This is a genomic window from uncultured Roseivirga sp. (assembly GCF_963973945.1).
In the GTDB taxonomy this organism is placed as follows: Bacteria; Bacteroidota; Bacteroidia; order Cytophagales; family Cyclobacteriaceae; genus Roseivirga.
In genome coordinates, this window is sequence record NZ_CAXBBV010000018.1 from 15,353 (window position 1) to 40,792 (window position 25,440).

General features: G+C 40.2%; 22 protein-coding genes. 5 read left to right on the plus strand and 17 right to left on the minus strand.

What is annotated here, in order from left to right; all coding sequences use genetic code 11:
• Nucleotides 1-259: 259 nt before the first annotated feature.
• The 7 genes from AAC026_RS18775 to AAC026_RS18805 form a co-directional block, all read right to left on the minus strand.
• Nucleotides 260-919 carry a 3-oxoacid CoA-transferase subunit B gene (locus tag AAC026_RS18775; RefSeq protein ID WP_339701380.1) on the minus strand — a complete coding sequence of 220 codons (660 nt, stop codon included), beginning with the start codon at nt 917-919 and terminating at the stop codon, nt 260-262.
• Nucleotides 920-1,003: 84 nt separating this feature from the next.
• Nucleotides 1,004-1,702: a CoA transferase subunit A gene (locus AAC026_RS18780; protein WP_339701383.1), complete on the minus strand. Its 699-nt coding sequence runs from the start codon at nt 1,700-1,702 to the stop codon at nt 1,004-1,006.
• A complete protein-coding gene (locus AAC026_RS18785) occupies nt 1,692-2,645 on the minus strand; it encodes a bifunctional riboflavin kinase/FAD synthetase (protein WP_339609484.1) in 954 nt (317 codons plus the stop codon). The genes AAC026_RS18780 and AAC026_RS18785 overlap by 11 nt, the downstream gene beginning before the upstream one ends.
• Complete coding sequence (gene truB / locus AAC026_RS18790) at nt 2,642-3,352, minus strand: tRNA pseudouridine(55) synthase TruB (RefSeq protein ID WP_339701386.1); 711 nt, start codon at nt 3,350-3,352, stop codon at nt 2,642-2,644. Before truB ends, AAC026_RS18785 begins: the two co-directional genes overlap by 4 nt.
• Nucleotides 3,352-4,143, minus strand: coding sequence for an undecaprenyl-diphosphate phosphatase (locus tag AAC026_RS18795; RefSeq protein WP_339701389.1), 792 nt, complete (start codon nt 4,141-4,143; stop codon nt 3,352-3,354). Before AAC026_RS18795 ends, truB begins: the two co-directional genes overlap by 1 nt.
• Complete coding sequence (locus tag AAC026_RS18800; RefSeq protein ID WP_339701392.1) at nt 4,143-4,358, minus strand: DUF3098 domain-containing protein; 216 nt, start codon at nt 4,356-4,358, stop codon at nt 4,143-4,145. Before AAC026_RS18800 ends, AAC026_RS18795 begins: the two co-directional genes overlap by 1 nt.
• Before the next feature lies 1 nt (nt 4,359).
• Entirely contained in the window at nt 4,360-5,259 is a 900-nt protein-coding gene (locus AAC026_RS18805; RefSeq protein WP_339607964.1) for a permease-like cell division protein FtsX, read from the minus strand.
• Nucleotides 5,260-5,580: 321 nt separating this feature from the next.
• On the opposite strand from AAC026_RS18805, the gene AAC026_RS18810 reads away from it, so the two are divergent.
• Nucleotides 5,581-5,982, plus strand: coding sequence for a DUF2147 domain-containing protein (locus tag AAC026_RS18810; protein WP_339701395.1), 402 nt, complete (start codon nt 5,581-5,583; stop codon nt 5,980-5,982).
• Nucleotides 5,983-5,987: 5 nt separating this feature from the next.
• Here AAC026_RS18810 and AAC026_RS18815 read toward each other — a convergent pair whose 3' ends face one another.
• The 6 genes from AAC026_RS18815 to AAC026_RS18840 all read right to left on the minus strand — a co-directional run bounded on the left by AAC026_RS18815 (nt 5,988) and on the right by AAC026_RS18840 (nt 14,090).
• A complete protein-coding gene (locus tag AAC026_RS18815) occupies nt 5,988-7,535 on the minus strand; it encodes an SDR family oxidoreductase (RefSeq protein ID WP_339701398.1) in 1,548 nt (515 codons plus the stop codon).
• A gap of 138 nt (nt 7,536-7,673) precedes the next feature.
• Nucleotides 7,674-8,486 (minus strand): DUF4440 domain-containing protein, encoded by an 813-nt coding sequence (locus tag AAC026_RS18820; protein WP_339701401.1) that lies wholly within the window; start codon nt 8,484-8,486, stop codon nt 7,674-7,676.
• A gap of 124 nt (nt 8,487-8,610) precedes the next feature.
• Nucleotides 8,611-11,217 (minus strand): ABC transporter permease, encoded by a 2,607-nt coding sequence (locus AAC026_RS18825; RefSeq protein ID WP_339701404.1) that lies wholly within the window; start codon nt 11,215-11,217, stop codon nt 8,611-8,613.
• 5 nt (nt 11,218-11,222) lie between these two features.
• Complete coding sequence (locus tag AAC026_RS18830) at nt 11,223-11,552, minus strand: helix-turn-helix transcriptional regulator (RefSeq protein ID WP_339607969.1); 330 nt, start codon at nt 11,550-11,552, stop codon at nt 11,223-11,225.
• A 377-nt stretch (nt 11,553-11,929) separates the two neighbouring features.
• Nucleotides 11,930-12,403 (minus strand): DUF695 domain-containing protein, encoded by a 474-nt coding sequence (locus tag AAC026_RS18835; protein ID WP_339701407.1) that lies wholly within the window; start codon nt 12,401-12,403, stop codon nt 11,930-11,932.
• A 730-nt stretch (nt 12,404-13,133) separates the two neighbouring features.
• The gene (locus AAC026_RS18840; RefSeq protein WP_339701410.1) at nt 13,134-14,090 is read right to left on the minus strand and encodes a Fic family protein; all 957 of its coding nucleotides are present in this window, start codon (nt 14,088-14,090) and stop codon (nt 13,134-13,136) included.
• A 726-nt stretch (nt 14,091-14,816) separates the two neighbouring features.
• Here AAC026_RS18840 and AAC026_RS18845 point away from each other — a divergent pair.
• The 4 genes from AAC026_RS18845 (at nt 14,817) to AAC026_RS18860 (ending at nt 21,085) form a co-directional block, all read left to right on the plus strand.
• Nucleotides 14,817-15,230, plus strand: coding sequence for a hypothetical protein (locus tag AAC026_RS18845; RefSeq protein WP_339701413.1), 414 nt, complete (start codon nt 14,817-14,819; stop codon nt 15,228-15,230).
• Between the two features lie 160 nt (nt 15,231-15,390).
• Nucleotides 15,391-16,473, plus strand: a complete 1,083-nt coding sequence (locus AAC026_RS18850) for an efflux RND transporter periplasmic adaptor subunit (protein ID WP_339701416.1) — start codon at nt 15,391-15,393, stop codon at nt 16,471-16,473.
• A gap of 24 nt (nt 16,474-16,497) precedes the next feature.
• Nucleotides 16,498-19,659, plus strand: a complete 3,162-nt coding sequence (locus AAC026_RS18855) for an efflux RND transporter permease subunit (protein WP_339701418.1) — start codon at nt 16,498-16,500, stop codon at nt 19,657-19,659.
• Entirely contained in the window at nt 19,652-21,085 is a 1,434-nt protein-coding gene (locus AAC026_RS18860; protein WP_339701421.1) for an efflux transporter outer membrane subunit, read from the plus strand. The genes AAC026_RS18855 and AAC026_RS18860 overlap by 8 nt, the downstream gene beginning before the upstream one ends.
• Before the next feature lie 101 nt (nt 21,086-21,186).
• On the opposite strand, the gene AAC026_RS18865 is transcribed toward AAC026_RS18860, so the two are convergent.
• The 4 genes from AAC026_RS18865 to AAC026_RS18880 all read right to left on the minus strand — a co-directional run bounded on the left by AAC026_RS18865 (nt 21,187) and on the right by AAC026_RS18880 (nt 25,160).
• On the minus strand, nt 21,187-22,350 hold the full coding sequence (locus AAC026_RS18865) for a TlpA disulfide reductase family protein (protein ID WP_339701424.1): 1,164 nt from the start codon (nt 22,348-22,350) through the stop codon (nt 21,187-21,189).
• A gap of 99 nt (nt 22,351-22,449) precedes the next feature.
• Nucleotides 22,450-23,052 carry a short chain dehydrogenase gene (locus AAC026_RS18870; RefSeq protein ID WP_339701427.1) on the minus strand — a complete coding sequence of 201 codons (603 nt, stop codon included), beginning with the start codon at nt 23,050-23,052 and terminating at the stop codon, nt 22,450-22,452.
• Nucleotides 23,053-23,369: 317 nt separating this feature from the next.
• Nucleotides 23,370-23,672 (minus strand): helix-turn-helix domain-containing protein, encoded by a 303-nt coding sequence (locus tag AAC026_RS18875; RefSeq protein ID WP_062592995.1) that lies wholly within the window; start codon nt 23,670-23,672, stop codon nt 23,370-23,372.
• Nucleotides 23,673-23,792: 120 nt separating this feature from the next.
• On the minus strand, nt 23,793-25,160 hold the full coding sequence (locus AAC026_RS18880) for a TlpA disulfide reductase family protein (protein ID WP_339701430.1): 1,368 nt from the start codon (nt 25,158-25,160) through the stop codon (nt 23,793-23,795).
• Nucleotides 25,161-25,440: the final 280 nt, after the last annotated feature.

A 25,440-nucleotide genomic window follows, 5' to 3' on the forward strand; every position in this document is an offset into this window, starting at 1 on the left:
TGCATAAGAAAGTTGGGTATGACATTTTTTTGTCGATGACTTCGTTTATCTAGTTCCTTCGTTTCTCATCCGCTAAAGCTCCAGCGAACGCGGTACCACTCAGGATAAAAAGGTGTGTGCAAATAGATTGCTTTGTCGTCACCCTGTAAGGGTCTTTTTCAGTAATATAGGGAAGGTTGACTCGTGGTACGTGAAATTCAGAAGTCTCGGAACCTAAGGAGCGACTTACAATTCAATCTTTTAACCGAAAACACTAAAGTCAAATCTTCATCTCAGGAATATCGCCTTCGATGATTAGTTTGCCTGCGGTGGCTGCTTTGATTTCTTCTACAGTTACGCCAGGGGCGCGTTCTAAAAGTTTAAAACCACCTTCGGGAAGTACATCCAAAACCGCCATATCGGTTACAATCTTCTTTACGCAGCGCAAACCAGTGATGGGTAAACTGCATTCGCTTAAAAGTTTTGAGTCTCCACTGCGACTACAATGCTGCATGGCCACAATAATATTGTCGGCAGAAGCCACAAGGTCCATAGCACCACCCATTCCTTTCACCATTTTACCGGGAATTTTCCAGTTGGCGATGTCTCCATTTTCAGACACTTCCATAGCGCCCAAAATGGTAAGATCAACATGACCGCCTCTAATCATCTCAAAACTCTGAGAAGAGCTGAAAAGTGCAGAGCCTTTGGTAGTAGTTACCGTTTGCTTGCCTGCATTGATCAAATCAGCATCTACTTCATCCTCTTCCGGAAAAGGGCCAATGCCCAATAATCCATTCTCAGACTGAAGCACAACATTGATGTTTTCAGGAATAAAATTGGCTACAAGGGTAGGAATACCAATTCCCAGATTGATATAAGTACCATCTTGAACTTCCTGTGCTATTCTTTTCGCAATGCCTATTTTATCGAGTGCCATGGTGTTAATTTGAAAATTTGGTATTTTGAAGATAAGGTAATTTGATGTGCTATTAATTCATTAACTCATTGATTCATTATCAAATCACTTTAACCTAGTAGTTCGTTGTTCGATTCGCTTTTCATAGTCTTTTCCTTGAAAAATACGCTGCACGTAAATACCAGGGGTGTGAATGTGGTTAGGATCCAACTCGCCCGGTTCTACCAGTTCTTCTACTTCGACAATGGTGATTTTACCCGCAGCAGCCATCATTGGGTTGAAGTTTCTGGCCGTCCCTTTAAAGATTAAATTACCAGAAGTATCACCTTTCCACGCTTTTACCAAAGCGAAATCTGCCTTAAGCCAGTTTTCGAGCAAATACATTTTGCCATCATATTCTCTGGTTTCTTTGCCTTCTGCCACTTCGGTACCGTAACCTGCTGGTGTATAAAAAGCAGGGATTCCAGCCCCTCCAGCCCTGATTCTTTCGGCCAAGGTGCCTTGTGGAATAAGGTCTACTTCCAACTCCCCAGAAAGCAATTGTCTTTCGAATTCAGCATTTTCGCCTACATAAGAGGAAATCATTTTCTTTACCTGACGGGTTTTAAGCATTAAGCCAATCCCGAAATCGTCAACGCCAGCGTTATTTGAAATACAGGTCAATCCGTTTACACCCGTTTTCAGCAGGGCAGAAATACAGTTTTCAGGAATACCGCAAAGCCCAAAACCGCCTAACATTAATACAGCATTGTTAGGAATGTCTTTTACAGCTTCATCGGCATTAGCAACTACCTTATTGATCATGATTTTTTGCTTTATAATTTGATAAACAGGCTTTTACAGCAATTTCATCTTGCTTCAGTTGGTTTTTAAGTGCTTCTACCGAACTGAACTTTTCTTCTCTACGAATCAAATCTATAAACTCTACACTAATTTCCGAATCGTAGATGTCTTCATCAAAATCGAAAATATGTACTTCGATGGTTTTGTCATCGCCCCCAATGGTTGGGCGGTTGCCAATGTTCAGCATACCGTCTCTTTTGGTGTACTTGTTACAAACCTGAACGGCATAAATGCCATCGGCTGGAATGAGCTTATAACTTTCTTTTACGTGAATGTTGGCGGTAGGAAAGCCAATGGTTCTTCCAATTTTCTGTCCGTGCACCACCATTCCTGCTACTGAATACGGACGGCCAAGGTATTCGTTGGCGGTTTTTACATCTCCTGTTTCTAGTGATCTTCTGATTTTGGTAGAAGAAACCCCAATTTCATCAATGTCTTGTCTTGGAATTTCTTCCACTTCGTAACCGTATTTTGGACCGAATTCTTGAAGTTCTTTCAATCCACCATCTCTGTTTTTCCCAAAGCGATGGTCGTAGCCAATAATTAGTTTTTTGGTATGAACACGCTCAGTCAGAATAACTCGGATGTATTCTTCGCTGCTCATTTGGGCAAATTCTTGGGTAAAAGGGATTTTTACCAAATGGTCTACTCCATACTTTTCTAGAACGGTAGCTTTTTCAGGGAAAGTGGTCAACAATTTTAAAGAATTATCCCAAGGTTTGAGCACTTGGCGCGGATGAGGCCAATAAGTAATTAGTACCGTTTCTCCACCAATTCTGTCGGCTTCTTCGCGCAAGCGAGCAAGTATTTTTTGATGACCTACGTGTACGCCATCAAAAGTGCCGCTGGTGACTACTGCATTGCGTAGTTCCGTAATGTCGTTTGTTCCGAGATGAATTTTCATTCTATCGTTTTCACGTAGTTTATAAAGTCTTCAAGTTGCCAGGCTTCATCAACCGAATGTTCACCAATTTTAGTTCGCCTTAATGCACTTAAATATGCGCCAACGCCTAACTTTTCTCCAAAATCATTGGCCAGCGTACGAATATAAGTGCCTTTTGAACAGACAACCCTGAAGTTGACTTTAGGTAAATCTAAGCTTACTATTTCAAATTCCGAAATGGTTACTTGTCTTGATTTTAATTCTACATCCTTACCCGCACGCGCTAAATCATAAGCGCGCTTTCCATCTACTTTTATGGCAGAAAAAATAGGAGGGGTTTGGGTGATCTCTCCGATGAAATTTTCGGTGTTTTGCTGTATTGCTTCGGCTGTTAAATGCGATATATCAACAGCGGGAGTTGGTTCAGATTCTAAGTCATAGCTAGGTGTAGTGCTGCCCAACGTAAAGCTGCCTGTGTATTCTTTTACATCTGCCATATAGCTTTCAATAGACTTGGTTTTTTTTCCTGTACAAAGAATTAAAAGTCCAGAAGCAAGTGGATCCAAAGTGCCTGCATGGCCAATTTTCTTAATCCCTATGTTGTACCTGATTTTCTTAACTACCCCAAAAGATGTCCATTCTAAAGGCTTGTCAATTAGAATGACCTGACCGTTTTTGAAATTTTCTTCTTTACTGAGGGATGGATCTATTTCTAAAGATTTCGGCATTATATGAAGGTGTAGATTATTGCACCTAAACCAACGGCAAAGCAATAGAATGAGAAATATTTCAATTGACTTTTCTTCACCAAGGCGATCATCCACTTACAAGCTACAAGGCCAGCTAGAAAAGCAGCTAAAAAGCCAACAATGAGGGAAGCGCTTTCAATTTGGCTAGAAGCGATATCGCCACTAAGCATGTCTTTGGCTACTTTTCCTAAGATTAATGGAACCACCATTAAGAAGGAGAAACGAGCGGCCTTTTCTCTGTCGATGCCCAAAAGTACGGCAGTAGAAATGGTAGCGCCAGAACGTGAAATGCCCGGTAAAATGGCAATGGCCTGTGCAATACCGATAGTGATTGCGTTGGGCATTGATACTGCTTTGTCGGTTTTTTTGGCTTTGTCGGCTAAGAATAGAAGGCCTGCAGTGAGAATAAGCATACAGCCCACCAATAACAGTTGTCCGCCAAATAGCGATTCAATTTCTTCATCGAAGAGCACGCCAATAACGGCTGCAGGAATCATTGAGGCTACTATTTTTAAGGAATACTTGAACTGGTCGTTGTTCTTGAACTGGAAAAGGCCCATGACCAATTCACTGATTTCTTTTCTGAAAATTACAATGGTACTTAGGGCAGTGGCAGCGTGTAGCACTACTGTCATCAATAAACTTTCTTCAGGAACACTAGTGTCGCCTAAAATGGCTTTTACTATTTCTAAATGTCCGCTACTACTTACAGGAAGAAATTCTGTTAATCCTTGAACGATGCCAAGAATAATCGATTCAATAATGGTCATTAATCGTTCTTATCTTTCTTGAATATGGCAAAGAACTCAATGATGAAACCGGCAAGGATGATAATTGGCCCTAAAGTAAGCCCAAGAAAACCTTGGCCTTGTGGGTTGCTTTCTAAAGACATAACGAAAAAGCCCAAGAGCAAAACGCCTAATCCAATGAGCATCCATTTGTAGTTTTCTTTCCCGAAGGCGAAGTTCTTTTTATTTTCAGACATATTAGTATAGTTCGTCTAGTGACATTTTTAAATACTTGTTCATGGCCCTATAGGTGCTGATAAAGGCAATAAAGCTTCCCAGAATAATGAGTAAGCCGTAAAGCGCCAAGATGAAAACTTCTTGCTGAAGTTCTACTAACCTTTCTATTTTGGTATTGGCAAATTGAAGCAATCCATAAAGCAATAGTGCGGAAATAACTCCAGCTATGGCGCCATGAAAAAGTGCTCTTTTTAGAAATGGTTTTTTGATGAAGCTACTGGTAGCGCCCACCAATTGCATACTTCGAATTAAGAATCGCTGAGAGAAAAGGGCCAGTTTAATGGTATTGTTAATTAACATAACCACCACAATCAGCAAAATAGTGGCAAAGCCCAAAAGGATTAGCCCTATGTTTCTAAGGTTTTTGTTGATGGAATCTACAAGACTTTCTACAAAAGTGACTTCATAAACCCCACTAATGGCTTCGATTTTATTGCCGATACTATCTAGTTTAGCATTGGTTTGAAACTCAGGAGCAATGTTTACCACCAAGGCATCGCGCAGTGGGTTATCGCCTAAGAATTCTGAGAAATCTTCGCCAGTATCATTAACAAATTGCTTGGCCGCATCCTCTTTCGAAATAAAGGTGATTTGAGGCTTTTCTTCTTTTTTGAGCACGTAAGGACTTGTAGATATCTCACGCTGAATGCGGTTACGTTGATTTTCTGACGTGTTTTTGTTGAGGTATACCTGAATCTCGATGTTCTCCTGAATCACCGAAGTGAGGCGGTTGGTATGTAATAGGAGCATTCCGAAAAGCCCCACCACAAATAAGGCCAAGGCCACACTAAAAATGACACTGCCGTATTGGTATGAACCAACCTTTTTCTTCCTTCTGACTTTCTTTTCTTGCTTATTCACGATTGCTTAAACTCGTTCAAAAATAGTAATTTATTCATTCAGAGAACTGTCTATTCCAGTTAATATTATTTAATGTGAGATAGAATTGCTGGGCGAAGGTGAAGTCTTTTTTATAAACAGACAAGACCAAAAATATGTCTGATAATTTTGAGCTCTACGTATAAGCCGATTATTTCGCGAATGATTAAAGGCCTTAGTAGGTTTTTTGATTACACTCAATCTTTGATCAAAGCCCTCGTGTTTTAGAACAACAGGCCGGGTGATCAGGTTGAAACAGAGTTATTACCTATGAAATTTATTGCTACAATATTTCTTTTAACGATGTCTGTTATTAAAACACCATCCGATACTGCCGATACCATTTTGGGTGTTTGGTGGACGGAAGGGAAGAAGGCGAAAGTGAGAATTTACAAAGAAGCGGGCCACTATGCTGGTGAAATTATTTGGTTGAAAGCAAGTGCCAATAGCGATCATGTCATCCGTGATGCTAATAATGAGATTGAAAGTTTGAAGGAAAGGCCACTCATTGGAATTGATTTGATAGAAGGTTTTACCTTCAAAGATTCAAAGTGGGTGGAAGGAAAAGTATACGACCCTGAAAAGGGAAAATCATACGATTGCATTCTCAAATTGGATGGCGACCAACTGGAGGTGAGGGGCTATATGAAAATGCCCATGTTCGGTAAATCGGTGTATTGGAAAAGGGTGAACGAGGCCGAATGATTAACTTACCAAGAAGTAGGTTTGTAGTCTTTCAAGAATTTTCCACACCAATGTTTCCCCGTATTGATTCCATCAAATAAAGGATCCATTACTCTGGCAGCACCATCCACAATGTCTAATGGCGGCTGAAAATCATGCAGTTCTTCTTTTCTTCTGGCCAATTCCGCAGGGTCTTCGTCTGTTACCCAACCTGTATCTACGGCATTAGTGTAAATCCCAAATTTAGCCAAGTCCGATGCCGAAGTAAGCGTCATCATGTTCAAAGCGGCTTTGGCCATATTGGTATGTGGATGGCGCGGTTCTTTATGGAATTGGTGGAATTTACCTTCCATGGCCGACACATTGATAATGTGCTTAATGCCAGTATTTTCCTTTTTCATCAGGTTTACCAAACGGTTGCACAATACAAAAGGGGCAACGGAATTCACCAATTGCACTTCCAGCATTTCGTTGGTGTGCACTTCGCCAAGCTTCAATCGCCAACTGTTCGTTTTTCGTAAATCCACCTGCTGTAAATCCGCATCTAGTTTCCCTTCGGGGAAGACTTCTTTAGCAGTAAGTGAATTGTCGATGCTGTATGGGATTTGAGAGAGCTGAGCCGAAGCACTTAGTCCAATACCCAATTGTTTGCCGTGCCAGCTTACAGGTAAATTCTTGTTTTCGCCTTCAGTAAAGCCAGCACTTAAAGTTCTTAATTCTTGTATGCAGTCGTTGTGATCAGCCAGAAGGTCTTGGGCGAAGGGTGTTAACTCTTCAAACTTGAGTCTTTCATTGGGCATCAAATGCGAGTAAAAACCAGAAGGTCGTCTCACGGTCTGTGCCGCATTGTTGATCAATATATCGAGCCTGTCGTAAGTCTGCTCTATAAAATTGCAGAAGATTTCTACGCTCGGAATATGCCTTAAATCTAAGCCGTGAATGTTCAAGCGGTGTCCCCATTCTTTGAAATCGGCTTCTTTAGAAAAGCGTAAAGCCGAATCGATGGGGAAGCGGGTAGTGGCAATTACGGTAGCGCCAGCCCTCAGCATCATTAAAGTAATGTGGTAGCCGATTTTCAACCTAGAGCCTGTGACCAAGGCCACTTGGCCGGTGAGGTCTGCGGTTTGAAAACGTTTGGCATAATTGAAGTCACCACATTCTTTGCACATGGTGTCGTAGAAATGGTGAAGTTTATTGAAAGTGGTTTTGCACACGTAGCATTCTCGTGGCGATTCCAGCTCGACTTCTTTTTCATGTTCCTTGCCTGTAAGGTCAATCATGGTGGGAGCAATGAAGATGGAGGCTTCCCGCGCACTTCTAATTCCCGTGGCGTTTCTTGCGTCCTTGTCTTTAGCTGCTATTTTCTTCTTGATTACTTTTTTAGCGCCTCTTTTGCGCTTCAAAAGTTCTTCTTTGCTAGGGCGAGAAAATGCACCAGCGGCCATGATTAAAGCCAATCGCTCTTCTTTGGGGATATCGAAGATTTGGTTGGTGTTGGCATTTAGGCTCTCCAATACCTCAATGCATTGGCGAATCTGTTCTGGACTTAATTTGGTGGGCTCCTCTTTCGCCATGTTCATTACTTAGCCCGCAAAAGTAGTACTATATCAGTTGATATTTAAACACTAGACTAGAATGATTCTGTCGGTTGTTGGTTCTTGCAATTGACTCTCACCATGGTGGTAGATATGGTGAGAGCCATGTCTTAGGAGTTAATTAATGCGCGTTGCTTCCTCAGCAATCGCTCCGTTTTCTCTTACAATGAGTTTGACAACTTTGTTATTGACATCTTTTACAAACTCAAAAGTAAGGCTGCTCTGTTCGTGAAAAAAGAGATGGTCATTTTGCGGCTTAAGGACAATTTGCATTGAGCCTGCTGACATCTCTAATGAATTTTCTTTTTTAGTTATTGTTACCAGTCCAGTTTGTGGAGCATTGTATTGGCCAGCATACTCGGTCAATAGTTTATATGAAACCGTCACTGCCGCTTTAGTATTGGTGTACGGCATTGACTTATGATCATAGCTGATAACACGAGCCATTTTCCATTTTCCGTTTTCGAATTTCCATAAATGGGTAAATTGGGCTTTCCCCTCTGCATATTCGTCTTTACCAGTCTCATTGACATAGAAAATATGCTCACCTGAAATAATGGCTCCATAGTTATTCATAGGATAGACTTTAACACTGCTTTCAACTGCTGCTCTTCTTAGCTTTGAATTTTCATTCGAGCACAGTCCGGAAGATATACTTTCCAGAAGGGCCTTTTTTGAAGTAGTTAAACCATTTTTATCATGGTAAAACTCAATGTCATTTGTGAGCAATTCACCCATGTTTTTGACATCACAAGTGTTATAACTTTTCCAAAAAAGACTGTCGAAATGGAGTATGACTTGGTTCAATTCGTCCTGATTGTTAGGGGTTGATTGCGCTCTAAGTTCACTTGAGCTAAAAAGAAAAACGATAGCGCTTAATAGCAGGGTATAGCAACCCTTTGTTGTTTTTGTAAACTGATTTTGAATCATAATTGTGTTGTTTAAATTTTAAGTTTTTACTGCTTTGCTGTTTGGGGAATACTATTCTACATATCTGTTGCGGGTTTGAATTGACCTATTCAAACCTGATTTTTTAATTATATGAATAGGTGATTTATTCGCTTCTAAGGCTCTTTACTGGGTTTGCCCTGGCGGCCTTAAAGGTTTGTAAGCCTACGGTAAGCCATGCAATGACGAGCGCAGCAAGGCCAGCCAATAAGAAATGCCAGATTTCAAGATCAATATGATAGGCGAATTCATCCAGCCATGATTTCAGTAAGAAATAGCTTAGAGGAAGCGCAATCAGAATGGCCAATACAATCATTTGGTTAAAATCGACAGAGAGTAACCTAACGATGTTTGAATTACTGGCGCCCAAAGCTTTTCTTACGCCAATTTCTTTAGAGCGTCTTTCTGCGGTAAAAGCAGCCAATCCAAAAATCCCTAAGCATGAAATGATAATGGCTATTCCTCCAAAATATTTAGAAAGTGTAGCAACACGTCCTTCTGCAGCATATTGAATTGCGTAATCTTGGTCTAAAAAGGTGTAATTGAAATCGAAGCCAGCATTGTATTCTTTGTAAAGCTTTGAGATTCTATCAATGGTGCTTCGTTCTTGTCCGGGTTCAATCCGAACCAAAATGTTCATCATTCTTTGGTCTTCTAATTTGAAGAACATTGGGGTGATTGGCTCATGTAAAGAACTGAAATTGAAGTCTTTCACCACGCCAATAATCTGCATGTCTTTGCCCCAAAGTCTTACGGTTTGGCCTATTGGATTGGTGAACCCCATTACCTTAACTGCCTCCTGATTTATGATGAGTTTAGAAATGTCTGTGGTTAGTTCTCTAGAAAAACTTCTGCCTTCAATAATATCTACGCCAAGCGTTTCTATAAAATCATAAGTCACCGTCATATTACCGAATCGGGTTTGCACTGCCTCATTTTTTTCTGGCCAGTGCACATCGGTGGTGTAACTTCCGCCACTAATAATGGTATGTTGCGTGCCACCCGCATTGATTACTCCAGGCGTGTTTTTAAGCTGATCGAAAAAAACATCTAGGTTTTCTGTCACTTTGCCTTCGTTGGCAAAGAGAATCAGGTTTTCCTTATTGTAACCTATGTTTTTGTTCTGAACGAATTCTATTTGTTTTGAAACCACCAATACGGCTGCAATAAGTACTACAGATAAAGTAAACTGAAAAACAACCAAGCCTTTTCTGACCCAAAGTTCACCCAATGAATTCTTAATTTTCCCTTTAAGAATGGTAGTTACTTTGAATCCCGACAAGTAAAGCGCAGGGTAACTTCCCGCTATCAATCCAGTGATTACTAGAATGGCGAAAAGCAAAATGAGCAAATTAGAACTGAATTGAAAAGCGATTTGCTTGCCCGTAATCACATTGAACTGAGGAAGAATAAGCACGACCAATACCAAGGCTACCAGAATAGAAATAAAGGTCATGAGAAATGCCTCTTCTAAATACTGCCAAATCAGAGCTTCGCGTCTGGCACCAATGGCTTTCTTTACGCCAATTTCTTTGGTTCTTCGTGAGGCTTTGGCCGTAGAAAGGTTCATAAAGTTGATGCAGGCAATCATCAGAATGAAAATTGAAATAATAGAGAAGAGTCTTACATATTCTATTCTACCACCCGATTGTACACCATTTTCATAATTGGAGTACAGGTACTTATCGGAATAGGGGCGAACGAACGGAGTTACATTAGATTTAGGCGCTTTCTCTTTCACAAATGGCGCAAGCTTTTCATTGAGCTGGTCAACATCTGTTCCTTTGGTCAATTTGACATAGGTAAGCGCATTATAATTGCCCCAATGTTTACCTTCGCCCAGTATATCAGCGAAGATATCGAAGGGTAAAACAAAGTTGAATTCTTCAGTAGAATTGGCGGGAACATCTTCGAAAACTCCCGAAACTTGAAGCTCTCTACTGAATTCGAGCACTTGCCATTTTATGTTTTGCCCCATTGCTTTTCCTGGGTCACCAAATAGGCTTGTAGCCAAACTTTCAGAAATAGCAATCGACTCTTTATTTTCTAATGCACTGGTGGCTGAACCATAAATCAGCGGAAATGTAAAAAGCTCGAAATAGCGTTTTCCGGCAAATCTGCCCGAAGCTTTAATCGTTTTCTCGGAAGTCGTTAGTGGCATTTTACCGAACCAAAAGGAGGGGGTGGCCTGTAAGCCAATTTCTATTTCTGGCACTTCTTGCTCCAAGGCTTCGGCCAGTATGGCTTGTGTGTCTTCTTGCGTATTGAGCGTGCCCGACTCTTCATGGTGAAGCATGACTTGATAAAGCTGGTCATCGAGCTTGTGGAATTTGTCTACGCTGAGTTCATCGGTTACCCAAAGGTAGATGAGTAGGGTGCAGGCCAATCCGCTGGAAAGGCCAATTAGATTGATTAGAAATGCGCTTTTGTAGCGCAGAAAATTTCTGTAGCTGACTAATAAGTTGTGTTTGAACATACCGTAATAATTGAGTTTTTGATTTCCTTCTAATTTTCGGATTATGCTGGGCCTGAACAGCTTTAGCACGTCTTTCTTGAATAACCTTTTTGCCTTTTGTACTCCGTGGTTTTCGGCATTCGCCTCAAACCGTTCTAATAAATCACCTTCAATGTCTTCTTTGTACTCGGCTCTGCAGAACCACCTGAAGAACCTGAGCCAAAACTTTGAAGGCTGAATATTGTCATGTGACCGCATGACGATTAATCGTTAAGTGCTATTTCTGGAATGGCTTTCCATAAGCTTAGGCGTTGTTCTTTGGCTTCGCGAAGAGTGGTTTTGCCTAAACTGGTTACCGTGAAAAAACGCTTTCTTTTTCCGCCCCGCACTTTGGTGGCTTCGCCAAATTCAGAAGTCAGAAATCCTTTGTCTTCCAATCTTCTTAATACCGTTTGCAAAGCACCAATGCTCACCGAGCGGCCTAAGCGCGATTCCATTTCATCGATAATCGCTACTCCGTAGGCCTCACCATGTAAAATGGCCACGGTTAAGAGCACGATTTCTTCGAATTCACCAAGGTTATGTTTACCCATTGCTTTATTATTTACCTTAAATGTAGTTAATATAAAAAAGGAAGCAAGAGATGGTGTGAATTATTTTTACCTCAATTGTAGTTTATATTGATTGTTCCCTTTGATGAGTGAGACATCCGAAATCCAATATTTGCACTGATGTCTGCCCTCGGGGGCGGTAGGTGGGGGATTTGCACCAAAGGACTATGAATAGACATGGCTTCTATATAAGCCACGGCTCAGCACCGTCACTGTGAGCCTGCATACCGCAAGCATGAAATTAACCGAGCAGAGCTAAGGTTTGTGACGCGACAGTCTATTTGTTTTATGGTGTGAGTAAATCAGGACAGAGTCCTGAATTATAATCGTCACAGGTTCGGAGAACCTGCGACATTTTTTTATTTAAACGATTTATAAGTATTCCAATTTTGATCAGGTTTGTTATAGGTTGTGAGTTGATATTTCGGATATTTCAGTTTCAGTTTTTTTAGTCTCACTTCAAATTCTGCGAAATCTTTTGTGTAGATAACAAACTCTTTAAATCCAGAGGTCGTTATAACGATTGGGACAATTGAATTCAAGTCCGATTGTAAAAAGTCAAAAATATCATCTTCCAGATTATCTAATTCAGGTTCGTTCTCAATATCAGGTAAACCATCAGCATTTGGGGATAAAAGTTTAAATGCAATTCCACAACTCGTAGGATAATTTTTATTTCCAGCAATTCGGTTGCATGCAAGGTTCTTCCGCACTAACATTGGTTTGCCTTTATTGTGCCCAGTGAGTACACTCCAACTTTCAGGAATTTCAGTTATTATTTCTGATAAATTGGGTTCGTTTTTTTTCTTAAATAGGCTGTTCAAAATCCCCATAATCGTAATTTCTTTTCAGTTCATTTAAATTAACACCAAGGTTTTATAATGAAACTAAAGAGTGCCAAAATATTCAAGCAGTGATCTACAAATATTCTATTATCAGCCTACTCAGAGGCTTTGCGCATCTCTGTGTCCTTTGTGGTTAAAATTAAAGTTTTATCGACAACTCAATTTCTCCACCTAAAACCCAGCTCCACAATTTTCTTAAGGGTAGAAAGAGGAACCTCTTTAACGTTGTTTTCAATTTCTCAGCACCAATCAAAAATAGAAAGAAAGTTTCATTTAGTATAACTTCTTGGGCTGTGGTGCGCGTTACTTATTCCGCCCCTTCAGGGCTTAAATAGTAGAGGTGATTTTCACGAAGGGTTGCACCCTTCGTTTGGATATGACGCCCTTTCAGGGCTGGGGGAAGCCTTATTCCTTTACTCTTATGTCTTTTAAGAAACTAGATATTTTGTACTGAAAGCCCTGTAAGGGCGAGATATTGTAGGGACGGGTGCAGCCCGTTCCCAGTATAGCACAAAATTAAATAAGCCCTGTAAGGGCGGGATACATTTTTCTTCCCACTAAGCGATCGGGATCAGGATGAAAAAGGAGAGTGCAAATAACTGCCTCTTTACTTGCCTTGAGTCGGCTTGATTTCTACGAATTATGCGCTCTTTCTTTGCGATTCTCTGTGTCCTTTGCGGTAAATCCTTATGACGGTTTTTTGAGTAGAAGAAGTGGCTCAACTAAACTTATACTTGGTAAGCCTTTTATCCCCATGTTTAAGTAGGATGCCTTTTTCGACAGCAAGTTTTAAGTCTCTACTGGCGGTTGCCGAAGATATTTCTTTGAAATGTTTGAGGTACTCTATTCTCGAAAACTCTAACCCCGTAAATTTCTCTTTGAAAATCATCAAGCGATCATGGTTTGAAAGGCTCGGTCGTTGACTGTCTAAAACAATGGCCAGCGCATCATGGATTACGCTTAGCATAAACTCAATAAAAGGAGTGGCTTGCCCCAATTTATCTGCCCTGTTTAAGGATAAATAATATTGATCTTGTTTTTCTTTAATGATTGATTCAACGGGGATGAACTCAAACAAGGGGTTATGCTGGGTTAGAATAACGGTTTGCCATAAGCGTCCCATTCTTCCATTCCCATCTACAAAAGGGTGTATAAACTCTAGTTCATAGTGGAAAACACAGCTTTTGATCAGGGGGATGTCATCGTTTTGCTTAAGGTATTTAAAAAGCTCGTTCATCAAACCATTTACAATTGGGCCTGGTGGTGCTAAATGTTGAACTTTTGATCCTTTGACCACTCCAACGCCTGTTTTTCTAAACTCGCCTGCCGAATCAATCAAATTATACATCAATGTTTTGTGTGCTTTTTTGAAGTCGCTGATGGAGTCAAACTTGTAAGCCTGAATGCTATCGTATACTGTAATGGCATTTTTTACTTCGGTAATGTCTTTAGCGGGAGCAATTACCCTTTTGTTATCTAGTAAGGCTGTTATTTGTTCAACCGTTAGCGTATTCCCCTCAATTTCAAGAGATGACTGAATGGTTTTGATTTTATTCCTTTTTCTTAACTCGGTTTGGGGTTTGATTAGATGTGAAGCATTGATCTCGCCAATTCTCTCCGAAATGGAGGAGATGAGCTTTAAAATAAGGTTGGTTATTTCGTAAGGCGGCTTCATGATAGTGTCATATGATACTATCAAATGTAAGTAATGTTTTGAGAAAATTGCAGAGAATAGCTTATTACGCCCCTTCAGGGCTTAAATAGGAGAGGTGCTTTTCACGAAGGGTTGCACCCTTCGTTTGGATATGACGCCCTTTCAGGGCTGGTAGAGGTGGTATTCTTTGGCTCTTTATCGCTTTTAATAAACTAGATATTTTGAACCGAAAGCCCTGAAAGGGCGTCATATTGTAGGGACGGGCGTAGCCCGTTCCCTGTATAATATAAGATCAAATAAGCCCTGTAAGGGCGAATATCTTTAGTTCCTGGGGCAGGATTAAAAGTAGTGTGCGAATAACGGACTAGTGTAGTAGATATTCTGGTGAAGAGTATTGACAGTAGCGATAATCCTCGTTGTAAACGATGGTTAGAGGGAGCCTTGAAAGTGCCAGGTATCTTTAGTTGCAAACGATGATTCGTTGGGTTATTCCCTCTTTACGACTCTCTGTCTTTTTTGCGGTTAAATTCAAAACCCAATCAACTCAATTTTTTGTCTAAACTTAGTTCCATAACTTTCTTAAGGATATAAATTCGAACCGTAGAGTTGATTTTTCATGAAAATGGGCACTTTAGATTAACCTCGATGCTTCCTCAAAATCAGCGGATTATAATTTTTATCAACTCATAAATAATTAACAAATCTATGCTTGGCATTATAATTTACGTAGTGTAGCTTTGGCGCCTGATGAAAAATCTGCGTATCAGGTATTTTTTAGCAATAGGCATTCTGGTATTGAATGTCTGGGGCTATCCATACGCACAACTAAATCAGGATTCTGCAACGTGTTCTGAACTGTTGAATGAAAGCACTGAAGTTATACCTCTAGTTGCTCAAGATCATCAGCTTTTTATTTCAGAAGCTCCGTTATCAGATTTTGAAAAGACCTTCAATGTTGATGTTGTTGAAACTGAGATTGAAGAAGAACTAACTTCTTCAAAAAAGCACCTTGCGGGTAGCGCATATATGGCGGCTATTTTGTGCTTACTGTTGCTTGGCTTTTTCTCTAGCCGAAGGGTTAAAAAAGTAACTTTTACACAACGTTTTTCCTATTTAACTTCTCGCCACTGGTATATTGTATATCAGGTTTTCCGCATATAATACTTATTGTCAATAGGTTAGGTTTCTATCTGATAACTTAGTCTAAAATTCTAATTGTTAAGTGATTTATCAAAGTCACAGGAGATCATTTTGTGCTTGTTTGCACTAATCTCAAAAGAAATACCCTTAAAATCTTATTGTTTTAAATCCCAAAATTGTGATGAAGAAAATTCTCATGCTTACAAGTTTGTGTGCATTGTTACTATCCACAAGCTGTGAAACAAAAAAGGAAGTTCACGAAATTGAAACCAAGTTTTCAGTGACAAGTCCTGCTCGAATGGATACTTCCATAACCAAAAATTATGTAAGTCAAATTCGCTCTATTCGCCATATTGAGTTGCGCGCTCAAGAAAGAGGCTACTTGCAGAAAATTTATGTTGATGAAGGCCAATCTGTAAAGCAAGGCCAACTGCTATTTAAGATTATGCCTAAGCTCTACGAAGCCGAATTACAAAAGGCACAAGCGGAAGTCAATTTTGCAGAAATAGAATATCAAAACACTAAAAAGTTGGCCGATGGCAATGTGGTAGCTCCAAATGAATTGGCTTTAGCGCAGGCAACATTAGAAAAAGCCAAGGCCGAATTGTCATTGGCACAAGTTCATTTACAGTTCACAGAAATTAGAGCTCCGTTTGATGGAATCATCGATAGGTTTCATGTTCGTGAAGGAAGTTTATTAGAAGAAGGTGAACTGCTTTCAAACTTTTCTGACAATAGTCAAATGTGGGTGTATTATAATGTACCAGAGGCAGAATACTTGGATTATAAGTCGCAAATACAAAGTGTCGAGGCCGTTAACGTAAAGCTCTTAATGGCCAATAATAAGCAGTTCGATCAGGCCGGAGTTGTAGAAACCATAGAAGCGGATTTTAATAATGAAAACGGAAACATCGCTTTCAGGGCAACATTTCCAAACCCGAATGGCCTATTGCGCCATGGCGGAACGGGTAATGTATTAATGAGTGTGCCACTGGAAAACGCATTGCTAATTCCTCAGAAATCTACATTCGAAATTCTAGACAAAAGATATGTATTCGTGATAGACGAACACAATGTAGTTAGGTCTAGAGAAATTAAAATTGCGGCTGAAATGCCCCATGTATTTGCGGTTTCAGAGGGGTTGTCAGAAAACGATAAAATCCTTCTTGAAGGCCTACGCTTGGTTAGGGAAAACGATGAGATCAGCTATGACTTTGTGCAGCCATTGACTGTGTTGTCTAATCTGAATTTATACGCTGAATAATCTACCTCCTTAAAATCAGAAAAAATGTTTAATAAAATATTACACAGACCCGTCTTCGCAATTGTGATTTCGGTCGTTATTCTTTTCATAGGAGGGCTGGCCATTAAGCAGCTGCCTATCTCTCAATTTCCCCAAATAGCACCAACCACTGTAAGTATATTTATTGCTTACCCTGGCTCTAGTGCCGATGTTTTGGTGAAGTCTACCCTCATCACTTTAGAAAATTCAATCAATGGTGTTCAAGATATGCGCTATATGGCCACAGATGCTACAAGTGCTGGAGAGGCTACCATAAACGTGGTTTTTGAACCCGGTACAGATCCCAATTTGGCGGTTATCCGGGTGAAAACTCGGGTAGACCAAGTAATGCCGTTGCTGCCAGAATTAGTGCAACGGGAAGGGGTAATCATTACACCGATTCAGCCAAGTATGCTGATGTATGTCAACCTGTATGCGGACAATGAAAGTATGGATGAGAAGTTCCTTTACAATTACGCCAACGTTCAGATGATCCCCGAAATTAACAGGATTAAAGGGGTTGCCAGATCGCAGATTTTGGGTAGTAGAACTTATGCCATGCGTATATGGCTGAACCCAGATAGAATGCGTGCCTATAATATTTCTGTGGAAGAAGTAATGGAAGCCTTGGCAGAGCAAAGCATTATTGGTCGGCCGGGCAGGATTGGCCAAAGCTCTGGTATTGCAGCTCAATCGTTGGAGTATGTACTTACCTATAAAGGTAGGTTTAACAAACCTGAGGAATATGATAATATCATCATTAGGGCTAATTCTGAAGGGGAAAGCATTCACCTAAAGGATATAGCCAAATCTGAATTGGGAAGTGAGTTTTTCGATATCTACTCTAATTTGGACGGGCATCCTTCTGCCGCTATTGTATTAAAGCAGAATTATGGAAGTAATGCCAGTGATGTAATTGCGGAGGTGAAATCTAAACTGGAGGAAATGAAAGCCAATTTCCCTCCCGGAATGGACTATAAAATCAGCTATGATGTATCTCAATTTTTAGATGCATCAATTGATAAGGTGCTGCACACTTTAGGAGAAGCCTTTATCCTTGTTGCTGTGGTGGTTTTCCTATTTCTAGGCGACTGGCGATCTACTTTGATTCCTACACTTGCCGTTCCTGTTTCGTTAATTGGTGCATTTTTCGTAATGCAGTTTTTTGGTCTTTCCATTAACCTAATTACGCTGTTTGCGCTGGTGTTGGCCATTGGTATTGTGGTAGATAATGCCATCGTTGTGGTGGAAGCAGTGCATGCCAAAATGGAAGAGAAAAATCTTTCGCCTTATGTGGCTACGCAAGAAGTGTTGCATGAAATCAGTGGTGCCATTATAGCCATTACCGCGGTAATGACAGCCGTTTTTGTACCGCTGGCATTTATGACTGGCCCAGTGGGTATTTTTTACCGGCAGTTTTCTATTACCATGGCTTCTGCCATTGTACTTTCTGGTGTGGTGGCGCTTACGCTTACGCCTGTGCTTTGTGCCATGATTTTAAAGAACAATCATGGTAAGCCCAAGAAAAAAACGGTAATGAACAAGCTCCTAGATGGGTTCAACAATGCCTTTGAGAAAATGACTGGGAAGTATACGTCCTTGTTAAGGCGGATTGTAAACAGAAGAGTGGTGACTTTCGGTATTTTGATAGCGTTTTGTGCGGGCATATACTTAGAAAGCAAAGTACTTCCTTCAGGCTTTATTCCGGGCGAAGACCAAGGTACTATTTATGCAATTATTCAAACCCCTCCAGGTTCCACCTTGGAAAGAACCAATCAGATATCTCAAAAACTTCAGAAAATCTGTGAAGAAATTCACGGGGTAGAATCGGTTTCTTCATTGGCAGGTTATGAAATTATGACCGAGGGAAGGGGCTCTAATGCAGGAACCTGTCTCATTAACCTTAAACCTTGGGGAGATCGAGAAGAATCCGTGAAGGAAATCATGGAAGAGCTGGAAGAAAAGTCGAAAGGGCTTGGGGCTGTGGTAGAGTTTTTCGAGCCGCCAGCAGTACCTGGTTTTGGTTCTTCGGGTGGTTTTTCTATGCGTTTGTTAGACAAAACTACCAATACCGATTACCAAGAATTTGATAAAATCAATAAGCAGTTTATTGAGGATTTGGGTAAACGTGAAGAGTTGACAGGTCTGTTTACATTCTTTGCTGCCAACTATCCTCAATATGAATTGGTGATAGACAATGAATTGGCAATGCAAAAAGGGGTTTCTATTAATGATGCCATGGAAAACCTCAACATACTGATTGGTAGTACTTATGAGCAAGGTTTTATTAGGTTTGGGCGCTTCTTCAAAGTGTATGTTCAGTCAGATCCTCAGTTCAGAAAACTTCCTTCAGATGTATTAAAACTCTTTGTTAAAAACGATCATGGAGAAATGGTGCCTTATTCAGCTTTTATGAAAATTGAGAAGAAACAAGGGCCAAATGAGGTAACACGGTACAACATGTATAACTCAGCTTCTATCAGGGGCTTACCTTCAAAAGGATATACTACTGCAGATGCTATTCAGGCAATCAATGAGGTGGCCAAGGAAACCTTACCTAAGGGTTATGATATTGCTTGGGAAGGACTGTCATATGACGAGGCCAGTAGTGGAAACCAAGCTATTTACATTTTTATCATTGTTTTGGCCTTTGTATACTTTGTTTTGGCAGCTCAATACGAAAGTTTCCTTTTACCACTTGCGGTTATTCTATCAATTCCAGTGGGGGTATTTGGCTCGTTTCTGTTACTCAAATTGATGGGTTTAGATAACGACATCTATGCTCAAATTGGACTGATTATGCTGGTAGGTTTACTTGGAAAGAATGCTGTATTAATTGTAGAGTTTGCTGTGCAGAAACATAGGCAAGGGTTTACAATTCTTGAAGCAGCTATTGAGGGAGCAAAAACGCGTTTCCGACCAATTTTAATGACATCATTTGCCTTTGTGGCTGGTTTGATTCCGCTTGTAATAGCCACTGGAGCCGGTGCAATTGGAAACAGAACAATTGGCGCTTCGGCATTAGGGGGTATGATGCTCGGAACAATTTTCGGGGTAATTATAATACCAGGGCTCTATTTCATTTTTGCGAAAATGGCAGAAGGCCGTCAATTGATTAGAGATGAACACGACAGACCATTAACCGAAGAACGATTTAAAAATGCGTAATAGATTGAAATATAAATACATAGTCGTAGCCGGTTTGTTAATGGCCTTTTCGGCTTGTACGGCTCCAGAATTAGCACAAAAAGTGGCTAATACAGATGTGCCTGACCGTTATTACAGCGATCAGGATACCACTAACACCGCCAATATGCAATGGCGGGAATACTTTACCGATCCTTACTTGGTATCATTAATTGATACTGCCCTAAGCAATAATCAAGAATTGAATATTACTCTTCAAGAAATTGAGATTGCAAGAAACGAGGTAAGTGCGAAGAAAGGTGAATACTTACCTTCGGTGAATTTAAGAGCAGGAACGGGAGTAGATAAAGTAGGACGATATACTCGTAATGGTGCACTAGAGGCGAATACTGACATTGAACCAGGTAGAGAATTTCCAGAACCTTTGGGTGACTTTATGGTGGTGGCTTATGCTACTTGGGAGGTGGATGTTTGGCGTAAACTGCGTAATTCCAAAAAAGCAGCTTTAACACGTTACCTCTCTTCTGTAGATGGGAAGAACTTCATGGTCACTAATCTTATTGCTGAAATTGCTAATTCATATTATGAGTTATTGGCTTTGGATAATCAGTTGGACATTGTCAAACAGAACATTGTAATTCAGAGTGATGCGTTGAAAATAGTAAAGCTACAGAAAGAAGCCGCTAGAGTTACAGAACTGGCCGTGCGTAAATTCGAAGCTGAGGTATACCATACTCGTAGTTTACAGTTTGATATTCAGCAGAGAATTATTGAAACGGAGAACCGAATTAACTTTTTGGTGGGTCGTTACCCTCAATCAGTTGAGCGTGATTCTAAAACTTTCAACGATTTGATTCCAGAGCAAATTCATTCAGGAATTCCTTCTCAGTTGCTAGCAAATCGACCTGATATTAGACAGGCAGAATTAGAGCTACAAGCTTCGAAGTTAGATGTGCAAGTGGCCAGAGCTAGGTTTTATCCTTCAGTAGGGATTAGTGCTGGTGTTGGTCTTCAAGCTTTTAATCCAAGCTTTTTGCTTAAAGCCCCTGAGTCATTACTGTACTCATTGGCGGGTGATCTTATGGCGCCCTTGATCAATAAGAATGAGATTAAAGCGACTTACAACAATGCTAATGCAAAGCAAATTCAGGCTGTTTTCAATTATGAGAAAACGATTTTAGGTGCTTTTGTTGAGGTAGCCAATCAGCTTTCAAACATTGAAAATTTAAAACAGAGCTATGACTTGAAAGCGAAAGAAGTTGATGCGCTTTCACAGTCGATCAGTATTTCAAATGACCTTTTCAAATCGGCAAGGGCAGATTATATGGAAGTATTATTGACACAGCGCGATGCTTTAGAATCTAAGTTTGAACTGGTTGAAACTAAAATGCAGCAAATGAACGCCATGGTCAATATCTATAAGGCGCTCGGTGGGGGATGGAACTAATGATCATTCTCTTTAATGGATGAGTCCATCGGTCAGAAATAGTAGAAAGGCCATTCTAATTGTTAGAATGGCCTTTCTTTTTTTGTTTACCTGATGAAGTACTATTCTAAAATCTCATCTAGCACATCAAAAGCCTCTTCGGTACTGCCTACAAAGCGTTTAATGATTTTTCCTTCAGGGTCTAAAATGAATTTGGTAGGGAAGCCCGCTACATTTAGTTTTAGCACAAGATCTTCAGTTTCGTTTTGGGCTAGTACTTGTTGCCAATCGTAGTCGTATTTATCAAGAAACTGAACCATCTTTTCCATGCTGTCTCCGCTGTTGATGCCCAAGATGACTAACTGATCTTTGTATTTTTCTTGGTACTCTTTTACGGTTGGCATTTCGGCAATACAAGGCGCACACCATGTTCCCCAGAAATCTACCAATACATATTTTCCTTTTAAACTGTAAAGCTCAAAAGTCTCGCCATTTGGTGTGGCATTACTGGTGAAATTCGGAATGATTTTTCCTTCCATAGTAGATTCAATTCCTTCTACTCTTTGCGCTACAGCCTCGTAGTAAGTGTATCCTGCCAAGCCTTTGTCGAAAGACTTAAAGATTTTAATGGCTTCATCTTGTGATACCTGACTGCGTACCATCATATCTGACAAGTACCAAGCAGCGGCTTCTGACTTTGGGTTAGAGGCCACAAACTCTTTTTTCATTTCGTCTACTTTCTCATTCAGTAGGTTCATCGAATCGGTAAGCACTTGATAACGTGGGTCGGTGTCTTCTAGCTTGTTTTGCTCTAACTGCATGTTCACAGCTTGATTCAATAGCGGAAAAATTTTGCTGTTGATGCTCGCCAAATCGTCATTAGCTGGAGTTCCGGTAGGGTAGGCGTCTACAAAATCGGTTACCTCTCCTTTAAACTCGATGTAATCTCCGGGAGCTGCTAGAAAAGCAAATTGAGAAGATTTGGCTGGGTAATAGCCTCTGTCGGTTCTTTTGATGGTGTTTTCTACATTCGGCCAAAAAACAATAAATTCCGGTTCACTGATTTTTGCGGTGTAGGTAAACTTTCCATTCTCCACAAAAATGGAGTCAGAAACTCTATTTCCCTCGGCATCCTTATAGCTTCTCGACATGTATTCAGTGTCGAGCCCTTCGATGGTTCCAGTTACTGTAAAGCTATCGGGTGCTACTTTTACTTCTGGCTTACAGGCAAAAAGTACAGCAGTGAGTACAAGTAAGGAGGTGGTTTTTTGCAATAGGTTTTTCATAGTGTTTTTCGATATATATGGTCGAATGAGTATAGGTATTTTAAATGAAAAGAAGAATTCAGAGAATTGCTAGTGGAGTTTTTTAGATGGTGAATACTGCTATTCATAAACCCTGATCACTTCGCCACGACCTCTACCATTTACACTTCTTACATAAGCGTTGATGGCTTTGTTCATCGGAATTGGGTTATGGCCAGGGAAATAGTCTTTGTACTTGTCGTAAGCATCTTCTACCATACCGAGCGAGACCACATTTACTCTAATGCCATTTTCCATTTCTAGATCAACCGCTTGTACAAAACTGTGAATTCCGCCATTGACCATGGCCGCACTCGTAGTTTTGACCACTGGATCATCGGCTAAAATACCTGTTGAAAGTGTAATCGAACCTTCTGGGTTTAGATAGTTCTGACCAATTCTGACAAGGTTGACTTGCCCCATCAATTTGCTTCTTAATCCGATATAATAATCTTCTTCTGAAAGCTCATTGAAGTTGGCCCATTTGGCTTCGCCAGCAATGCAGATAATGGCGTCTAATTTTCCTAATCCTTCTAAAGCAGATGTAATGGATGCAATATCAGCAATGTCAATTTGTACATCCCCATTGGTTCTTGCGCCAACAAATACTTCGTTCTTTTCTCTAAAATGGGCCGATACTTTCTTTCCGATTGTACCATTGCCTCCGATAATTAATATTTTCATCTCTTATAATTTCGTTTGAACTGAACTTTTCAATAGTGTTTTCTTTCTTGATCTATAAATAGTTAAAGTGGCAATCACACTCCATAGTAAGTTAGTTACAAATGGGGGAATTGCGTTGTAATGGAAACAGTTGATGGCAATTAAAAGGCCGCCCAGTAGGTTGAGGTATTTCCCGAGGTTCAACCAGCGGTTTTGTTCCTTTAAAGTCAAAGCGTAAGCAGAAATTATTAGTGCGGACCCGGTCCATCCTAATATGTCATACACGATATTCATAGCATTTACATATCTCTATATATAGATTTGAAAGTTTAAATTTTTTATAATATGAACTCAGAGAACTCTTTTAAGGTCTCTTCATTGCGTTTAAAGTATGACCATTTACCATGACGTGTTAAAACCAATAAAGAGCACTTTTCCATATTGGTTAGGTAAGTCGAAATGGTAGACTGAGAGAGACCTGCCTTTTCTTGAATGTAGGTTACGCATACTCCATCATTAAAATGCTGTAATGTTTCATGTGGGGGGAAGTGAGTTTCTGGCTCCTTCAACCATTCCATGATCTGTAACCGCGTTGGGTTTGAAAGGCATTTTGCTATTTCAGTCGCTAGCTTTAAATCCATGGCTCAAACATATCTATAATTCTCGATATATAAAAATGATTTTGAAGATGGTGACGACAAGACATAAAAAAAGGGAGCCACCTAAGCAGTTCCCTTTTGGTTGTGGTGATTGAATGTTTTTTAAAGCAGCTCGTCTATCATGGTGCGTACTTTCTCTTCTGAAGGGCGAGGAGCAAAGGCAGTAACAATATTAAAATTCTCGTCAATAAGCAGGTAGCGCGGAATGCCGTTGATTTTGTAATCGGCCAATTCTGCCTGACTGATTAAATAGGTCTTTTCCGTCCAGCCTTTCTTCTGAATGTAGTTTTCCCAGGCCTTAACGTTCGTGTCAATGGAAACAGAAAGAAACTCGATGTCTTTTCCTTTGTAGTCTTCTTTTAGCTGTTCATAAGCTGGTTCTTCCGCTATACAAGGGCCGCACCATGTTGCCCAAAAATCGACATAAATGACTTTGCCCTTGTATTCAGAAAGCGGGTGCTTTTCACCGCTTTCGGTGTTCATTACAAAATCATAGGCGGCATGTCCGGGGTCGAGGCTATTGTAAGAAGACAGGGTGTATTCAATGGCGTTTTGGTAGTCGGGGTTTTTCAATTCGGCCATTACGGTTTTCGATTGAACTACAATACTATCTACTAAACCCGCATTTTTGAGAGAGTATAGAAAGGACTCTGTTTTTTGGAATTCCTTCATTTCAGGTGTTAGGGAGAAATCAGTAAAAAAGCCACTATTTCTGAACTTCTCGTTACCGAATACCCCTAGCATATCTCTGAAATTGGGGTGTTCCATGTATTTATTCTGGTCTAAGTTGGCTGTTTTTTCATTCAGAATTTCTTTGGCTGGCGTCATGGCCTTAATCCAATTTTCATCACTAAACTCAAAGTAATCTTTAAAACTGGCGTAAATCGGGAAGCTTTCTAAAGTGTTGATGTAATCTAAATCGAGTCTAAGTTTTTCAAATTCTATAAACTTCGCGGAAGCATTTTTCACGTTTTCCAGTTTGCTTAATCGGACCGCGTTTTCTGTGTCGGCTAGTTTAACGATGTCTTGTACATCAGGAGATTTAACTTCTCTTCCGCCAGAAAGGTAGGAACCGCTTTTCGGAAACGGAACGTCCATTAAATAACGGTTTACTTCTGCTCCTTTACCTTCGAAAGTAGCCTTGTTCGGATCCATATAATCAAGACTCACCACCAAGCTGTCACCAGGGCTTAAGTAGAGTTGATTTCTTCCCACACTAAAGTAACCTTCTTCTTCCAATACAAAAGAAGTAGAGAAACGATTGTTAGCATCTACAGAAAGCTCAACGTTTTGAATGCCTGTTAAACTTGCTAGGCTACCTCTGGCGCTTAGGGTTTTGGTGGCGTTATCGAAGTTGATAAGCTCACCCTGAATTACTACTGTTTTTGTTGGTTCTTCTTTTTCAGTAGAACAGCCAGTGAAGATAAAAAAAGCAAGTAGCGAAATAGAAAGTGCTCTGAGTTTGATCATGGATTTGACAAAAGCGATATATGAAAAACGGTTTGATATTAGCCATTTATACGCCTAAAATCAAACCGTTTTGTTTGGGTGGCCGAACATTGTTTAAGGCAAACTACTTTCTTTTTTCAATGTTTTAATGTCTGCAATCAATTGGTTTATAGCTATTTTGTTTAGACGTTATGGATGCCTTTGTTGTGTCTGTTTTGTATGACTTAGGGCTCTTTATCATGTTTTTGTTTTACAAATTGCTTAGATAGACTATGAAAATTGTGTATATGATTGGGGTGGT